The 6,131-nt window shown below is 68.3% G+C and carries 5 protein-coding genes; 2 read left to right on the top strand and 3 right to left on the bottom strand.

Translation table 11 applies throughout. The annotated features are described in order from the left end of the window. Positions 1-477 (bottom strand): MFS transporter (locus N5J73_RS17220; RefSeq protein WP_279941227.1); only part of this gene is annotated, 477 nt, incomplete at its 3' end. Beyond that, positions 474-1,652 carry a serine hydrolase domain-containing protein gene (locus N5J73_RS17215; RefSeq protein ID WP_049449301.1) on the bottom strand — a complete coding sequence of 393 codons (1,179 nt, stop codon included), beginning with the start codon at positions 1,650-1,652 and terminating at the stop codon, positions 474-476. The genes N5J73_RS17215 and N5J73_RS17220, both read right to left, overlap by 4 nt. A 228-nt stretch (positions 1,653-1,880) precedes the next feature. Here N5J73_RS17215 and N5J73_RS17210 point away from each other — a divergent pair, with 228 nt between their 5' ends. Both N5J73_RS17210 and N5J73_RS17205 read left to right on the top strand, forming a co-directional pair. Next, positions 1,881-2,780, top strand: coding sequence for a LysR family transcriptional regulator (locus N5J73_RS17210; RefSeq protein ID WP_049449303.1), 900 nt, complete (start codon positions 1,881-1,883; stop codon positions 2,778-2,780). A gap of 240 nt (positions 2,781-3,020) precedes the next feature. Then, positions 3,021-4,628: an ATP-binding cassette domain-containing protein gene (locus tag N5J73_RS17205; RefSeq protein WP_049449305.1), complete on the top strand. Its 1,608-nt coding sequence runs from the start codon at positions 3,021-3,023 to the stop codon at positions 4,626-4,628. A gap of 133 nt (positions 4,629-4,761) precedes the next feature. Here N5J73_RS17205 and N5J73_RS17200 read toward each other — a convergent pair whose 3' ends face one another. Beyond that, on the bottom strand, positions 4,762-6,087 hold the full coding sequence (locus N5J73_RS17200; protein ID WP_049449307.1) for a GTP-binding protein: 1,326 nt from the start codon (positions 6,085-6,087) through the stop codon (positions 4,762-4,764). Positions 6,088-6,131: the final 44 nt, after the last annotated feature.

Raw genomic sequence — 6,131 nt, 5'->3', positions numbered from 1 at the left:
CAGCCACGCCACGCTCACTCCGATCATCGCCACCGCAATGGCTCGGCCCTGCAGCGACGGCACCACCATGCGCGCGGCGTAGCCGGCCACCAGCGACCACAGCAGGCCACCACTCACGCCGGCCAGGAAACGTGCGGCCAGGATCAGCGGATAACTGCTGCTCAGTGCGGTCAGCGTGTTGACCACCACGAAGCCAGCAATCGCAGCCAGCAACAAGGGGCGTCGCGGCAGGCGCTGGGTCAGTGCGGTCATCGGCAGTGCGGCCATCACCGAGCCCAGTGCGTACACGCTGACCAGCTGGCCAACCGCCGCATCACTCACGCCCAGGCTTTCGCCCATCGGCCGCAGTACACCGGCCGGCAAGGTCTCGGTCAGCAGGGTGATGAAGCCGCCGCCGGCCAGCGCCAGCAGTCCCGCCCAGGGCAGGCGCGTGGCTTCACCGGCCGGGCTGGCCGCATCGATGGCATGGCCGCTCATCGCACGGTCTCCAGATCGGCGTACACCGCATCACGCAGCTCATCAACGAAGGCACCGTCCATGCCTTCGTACAGGGTGTTGGTCAGCGCCACCACGCTCAGCCCGCGCGCAGGATCGACGAACCAGCTGTGCCCGTAGGCACCGCCCCAGCGCCATGTGCCTGTGTTCTGCGGCGTGCCGCTGGCGGCCGCATCACGCAGCACCGCAAAGCCCAGGCCGAACCCCCAGCCGGCCGGTTCCGGCGGCCCCTGCTCACCCACCTGCGGGGTGGCCATCTGCGCTGCCAGTGCGGGCGGCAACAGGCCTGAACGTTGCACATCACGCAGGGCTTCCAACACCGCCATTACGTCATCGGCGGTACCGACCAGACCGGCCCCTGCCGAAGGGAAACAGCTGGCATCGGTGGCACGCGCGAGGCTGTACTCGATGCCGACGGTACCCTCGAACGGAGCGACCACCTCGCCTTCCTGAAGGCGATGCGGCCGCGGCGTGTCGGTGACATAAGGCGTGGCCAGGCGTGCCGCATCGCGCGCAGCGAAGGTCGTATCACGCAGTCCCAGGGGCGCCGCCAGCAAGCGCTCGTACAGTGCCTGCAGGGTTTCACCCGTCGCTGCTTCGGCCACGGCACCGGCAACGTCCACGCCCAGCGAGTACAGCCACTGGCTGCCCGGCGCGAACAGCAGCGGTGCCTGCGCGATGCGGTGCACGTTGTCGGCCAGGGAGAGCGGGTTCGCGTCCAGCCCATCGCTGACGCCGGCGCGTGCATAGGGGCCGTCGACGTCGGCCTCCAGGAAGCGGTAGCCCAGCCCGCTGCTGTGGCTGAGCAGCTGGCGCAGGCTGATCGCCGGCGTGCTGCCATCAGCCAGCGCCGGGCGGAAGTCCGGCAGCCAGCGCTGCACCGGTGCATCGAGGTCGAGCACGCCCTCGGCCACCAGGCGCAGGATCACCGTGGTCAGCAGCGGCTTGCTGACCGATGCCAGCCGGAACACCTGGTCGCGCTGCATCGGCGTGGCCGACTCGCGATCGGCCAGCCCGGTCGCGCTGGCATGGCGTAGCACACCGTGCTCGCGCACCAGCACCACCGCACCGACCAGACGCTGCGGGTGCACGTGCTGCAAAAGCCGCTGCACCGATGGCAGCGTCGGCGTGGGTTCAAGGGAAGGAGCGGCATTCATCGCGGGAATCCGTGGGGAGAGGCCCGCCACGTTAGGCAGCGGGCGTCCGCGCAAAAAGCCGGTTGCCGCTCCGGGCATCATGGACCGTGCAGTCCGCAATCGGCATGATGGCCGGAACTGCAAGGCCGCAACGGTCCCCACGCCACCCCGCACCACAGCGTTGCGCTGGCGGAGCCGCCCGCTACAGCCGCGCCGACCTACCCTCCCGCTTTCATTGCCCGCACGCCCATGTCAGTCCTGGACAACCTCGCCAATCTGCAGACCTTCGTGCACGCGGCCGATACCCGCAGCTTCGTCGAGACCGGGCGCCTGCAGGCCATCTCGGCCTCGGCCGCCGGCAAATGCGTTGCCCGGCTGGAGCACGCGCTCGGCGTGCGCCTGTTTCATCGCAGCACTCGCAGCATCACCCTCACCGCCGAGGGCCAGCTCTTTCTTGCGCGCTGCCGGCGCATCCTCGACGAGCGCGATGCCGCGCGCACCGAGCTGGCGCAGCCGCACGCCACGCCCCGCGGCACGCTGCGCATCGGTCTGCCGTTGGTGGGTGACCTGACCCTGCCGCTGATGGCCGAGTTCATGGCCGCGTATCCGGACATCCGCCTCGACCTGGATTTCAGCGATCGGCTGGTCGATGTCATCGAGGAGGGATTCGATGCCGTGCTGCGCGTCGGTGAACCCAGCGATTCACGCATGAACGCACGACGCCTGGGGGTATTTCCACGCCGCATCGTCGCCTCGCCCGCCTACCTGCAGCGCCGCGGCACGCCGCGCACGCCGGCCGACCTGTTGCAGCACACGCTGCTGCACTACCGCTTCCCCAGCACCGGCAAGCTGGAACTATGGCCGATCCACTGGCCCGACCATGAAACCCCGCAGGAACTGCCGGTGCACATGGTGGCCAACACCATCGAAGCACGGGTAGCGCTCGCATTGCGCGATATCGGCCTGGCCTTCGTGCCGGTGCACTCGGTGCGCGATGCACTGGCCGACGGCCGGCTGGTGACCGTACTCGACGAGCATGTGCACTCCTGCGGCATCTTCCACCTGCTGTGGCCCTCCGGCCGCCACGTACTGCCGAAGCTGCGGGTGTTCATCGACTTCGTCAGCGCACGCCTTGAAACCGTGCCGTAGGCCGGTAGATCCGCGCTCGATGGCCGTACCACGTAGAGTCGAGCTTGCTCGACTGCTCCTCAAAAGCAGTCGAGCAAGCTCGACTCTACAATTCGCATGCCCTGCGGGCGGTATAATCTCCCCTCATTCCTCCCAGAGGCTCGCGACCAATGCGCCATTGATGCCGCCGTCTTCCCACCAGACGGCCTGACTCTTCCCGCCCCTGCGCACAGGGGAGAACCCGGCATCCATGGAGGTCGCATGACCCCGCATTCCCTCACGCTCGATCGCGTGTCGTATCGATTGGCCGACGGCCGTCCGCTGTTTTCCGATCTGACGTTTTCCTTCGAACCGGTCGCTACCGGCCTCGTCGGTGCCAATGGCGCCGGCAAGAGCGTGCTCGCACGCCTGCTGGCCGGCCGGTTGCTGCCCGACAACGGCGAGGTACGCGGCAGTGGCCGCGTGTTCCTGTTGCCGACGCCCGGGTATCCACCCGCCGGCACGGTCGGTGAACTGGCCGGTGTCGGCGCGGAACTGGCCGCACTGCAACGCATCGAAGCCGGTAGCGTGGACGAGGCCGACTTCGCCTGCGTCGGCGACCGCTGGGATCTGCGCGAACGCCTGCAACAGCAATGGCGCGCGCTGCAGCTTCCCGACGACCTCGAACCCACCCAACCCGCGGCGCGCCTCAGTGGTGGCCAGGCCATGCAGGTCGCGCTGTCCGGCGCCTGGGCCAGTGGTGCCGATTGGCTGATTCTGGACGAGCCCAGCAATCACCTTGACGCACGCCATCGCCAGCAGCTGTACGAGCAGTTGCAGCAGTGGCGCGGTGGCCTGCTGGCGGTCAGTCATGATCGCGAGCTGCTGGCGCACATGCAGCAGATCGTCGAGCTCGATGGGCGCGGGCTGCATCGTTACGGCGGACCCTGGCAGCACTACGCCGATGCGCGCGCCGCCGAGCGCGAAGCTGCCGCCGCCCAGCTCGACCACGCGCGCGCCCAGCACCGGCAACAGCAACGCAGCGCGCGCGAACAGCACGAACGGCAACAACAACGCCAGACGCGTGGCAATCGCGATGCGAAGCAGGCCAACCAGGCCCCCATCCTGCTCGGTCGGCAGAAGCAGCGCGCCGAGGCCAGCCACGGCCGTGCGCAGCAGGTGCAGGCCGAGCGCCTGCAGGCCAGCGCAGAGCAGCTGCGCGCAGCGGCATCCGCGGTGCACGCGGTGCCGGAATTGGCGCTGTTTGCTGGTGCGGGGGAGCGTGGCAGCACGCGCCTGCTTCAGGCCGAGGCGCTGGTGCTGCCACATGGCTGCAGTGCACCGTTGCAGCTGGAGATCCGCCGCGGCCAGCGCATCGCCGTGGTCGGTGACAACGGCAGCGGCAAATCGACCCTGCTGCGTGTGTTGGCCGGCCAGCTGCGTGCATGCAGTGGCACCGTGCAACGGCATGCGCCGCTGGCCCTGCTCGACCAGCAGCTGCTGGGGTTGTCCGGCGAGCGCAGCATCCTCGACACCGTGCAGGCCGCCAACCCGCACGCGGACCCAGGCGAGCTGCGCACGCGGCTGGCCCTGCTCGGGCTGGATGCACAGCGCATCCAGCGGGCAGCCCACAGCCTCAGCGATGGCGAACGCGTGAAGGGTGCGCTGGCCAGCGTGCTGTACGCCGATCCCGCGCCCCAACTGCTGCTGCTGGACGAGCCTGGTAATGCACTGGATCTGAGTGCGTTGCACGCGTTGGAAGAACTGCTTGCGGCGTGGCCGGGAGCGCTGGTGATGGTCAGCCACGACCGGCACCTGTTGCAGGCATTGCGACCGACGCAGGTGCTGCAGGTGAGCACCGGGGGTTGGCAGTGGCGTGACGCCTTGTAGATCCACCCCATGCGTGAATTCGATTCCGTAGAGTCGAGCCATACTCGACTCCGCCATGTCGGCCATCCACGTGAGGGGTGGATCCAGCGCAACAGCAGCCGAGCGTCGGCTCGGCTCTACACGAGCCGTTGGCTCAGCGCTTCCACACCGGGAACGCCTGCGGCAACTGCTGCCACAGCAATGGCCCCGCGCGCAGCTCCTGGTCGTTGAGCAGGCACGCATCCAGCTGCGCGCGCACGGCACGCTCATCCATGTGCACGCCGATCACCACCAGCTCCTGGCGACGATCCCCCCACAATGGGTGCCACAACCGTTGCATCGCCGAATGCGCGGCCGCATCCGGGAATTCTTCCGGCCCCGGCAGCGGCGCGCTCCAGCAGTCGGCCTGCTGCCGCGCCCACCCGAGGTCGCTGTAAGGCAGCGGTGTCGGCGGCAACAACGGCGCGGTGTCTTCCAGCCCGGCCCGCACGCGGTCACGTGCGGCGTACCAGAAGCCCGCCGCCTGCGTGCGCGTCGCAGCGCCCACCGTGTTCAGCTCGCCCACCCAATCCATGCGGTTGGCCAACCAGAACCAGCCCTTGCTGCGGATCACGCTGGGCATGCCGGACTGCAGTGCGCGGGCGAAGCGCGCCGGGTGGAACGGACGTCGCGAGCGATAGACGAAGCTGCCGATGCCGTACTCCTCGGTTTCCGGTGTGTGCTCGCCGCGCAGTTCCTTCACCCAGCCCGGCGCACGCTGCGCACGCTCCATGTCGAAGCGACCGGTATCCAGCAGCTCGGCCAGCGGCACATCGCCGAAGCTGGACAGCAGCAGCTTCGCGTCGCGGTTCAGACCACGCAGCACCGCCAGCGTGTCCTGCAGCACTTCGTCATCCACCTGGTCCACCTTGCTGACCACGATCACGTCTGCAAATTCGACCTGCTCGCACAGCAGGTCAACCACACCTCGGTCGTCATCCGGCCCGGCCTGCTGGCCACGCTCGGCCAGTCGCGACGTCGAGCCGAAGTCGGCAAGGAACGCGCTGCCGTCGACCACCGTCACCATCGTGTCCAGCCGCGCGATATCACTCAGGCTGAAGCCGTGTTCGTCGCGCACCGCGAAGGTGGCTGCCACCGGCATCGGCTCGCCGATCCCGGTCGATTCGATCAGCAGGTAGTCATAGCGACCGGCATCGGCCAGGCGCCGCACTTCCTGCAGCAGGTCATCGCGCAGCGTGCAGCAGATGCAGCCATTGCTGAATTCCACCAGCGTCTCTTCAGTGCGGCGCAGCTCGGCGCCACCATCGCGCACCAGCTGCGCATCGATGTTGACCTCGCTCATGTCGTTGACGATGACCGCCACGCGCAGGCCTTCGCGGTTGCGCAGGATCTGGTTGAGCAGAGTGGTCTTGCCGGCCCCCAGGAAGCCGGACAGCACGGTGACCGGAAGGCGACGGTCGGCGCGGGAAACAGTGTTCATGTCGGAGCGGGTTGGCTGCGGAACGGAAATGTTACTGTATAACA

Origin of the sequence: Stenotrophomonas sp. GD03654 (genome assembly GCF_029845105.1) — a bacterium.
GTDB classification, from domain to species: domain Bacteria; phylum Pseudomonadota; class Gammaproteobacteria; order Xanthomonadales; family Xanthomonadaceae; genus Stenotrophomonas; species Stenotrophomonas africana.
Note: the sequence above shows the minus strand (reverse complement) of the source record. Positions and strands in the feature narration are given on the sequence as shown.

What these genes read in the sequence shown, in the direction of transcription:
- N5J73_RS17200 (WP_049449307.1), bottom strand. Translation starts at nt 6,087, where the DNA reads ATGAACACTGTTTCCCGCGCCGACCGTCGCCTTCCGGTCACCGTGCTG.
- N5J73_RS17215 (WP_049449301.1), bottom strand. Translation starts at nt 1,652, where the DNA reads ATGAATGCCGCTCCTTCCCTTGAACCCACGCCGACGCTGCCATCGGTG.
- N5J73_RS17205 (WP_049449305.1), top strand. Translation starts at nt 3,021, where the DNA reads ATGACCCCGCATTCCCTCACGCTCGATCGCGTGTCGTATCGATTGGCC.
- N5J73_RS17210 (WP_049449303.1), top strand. Translation starts at nt 1,881, where the DNA reads ATGTCAGTCCTGGACAACCTCGCCAATCTGCAGACCTTCGTGCACGCG.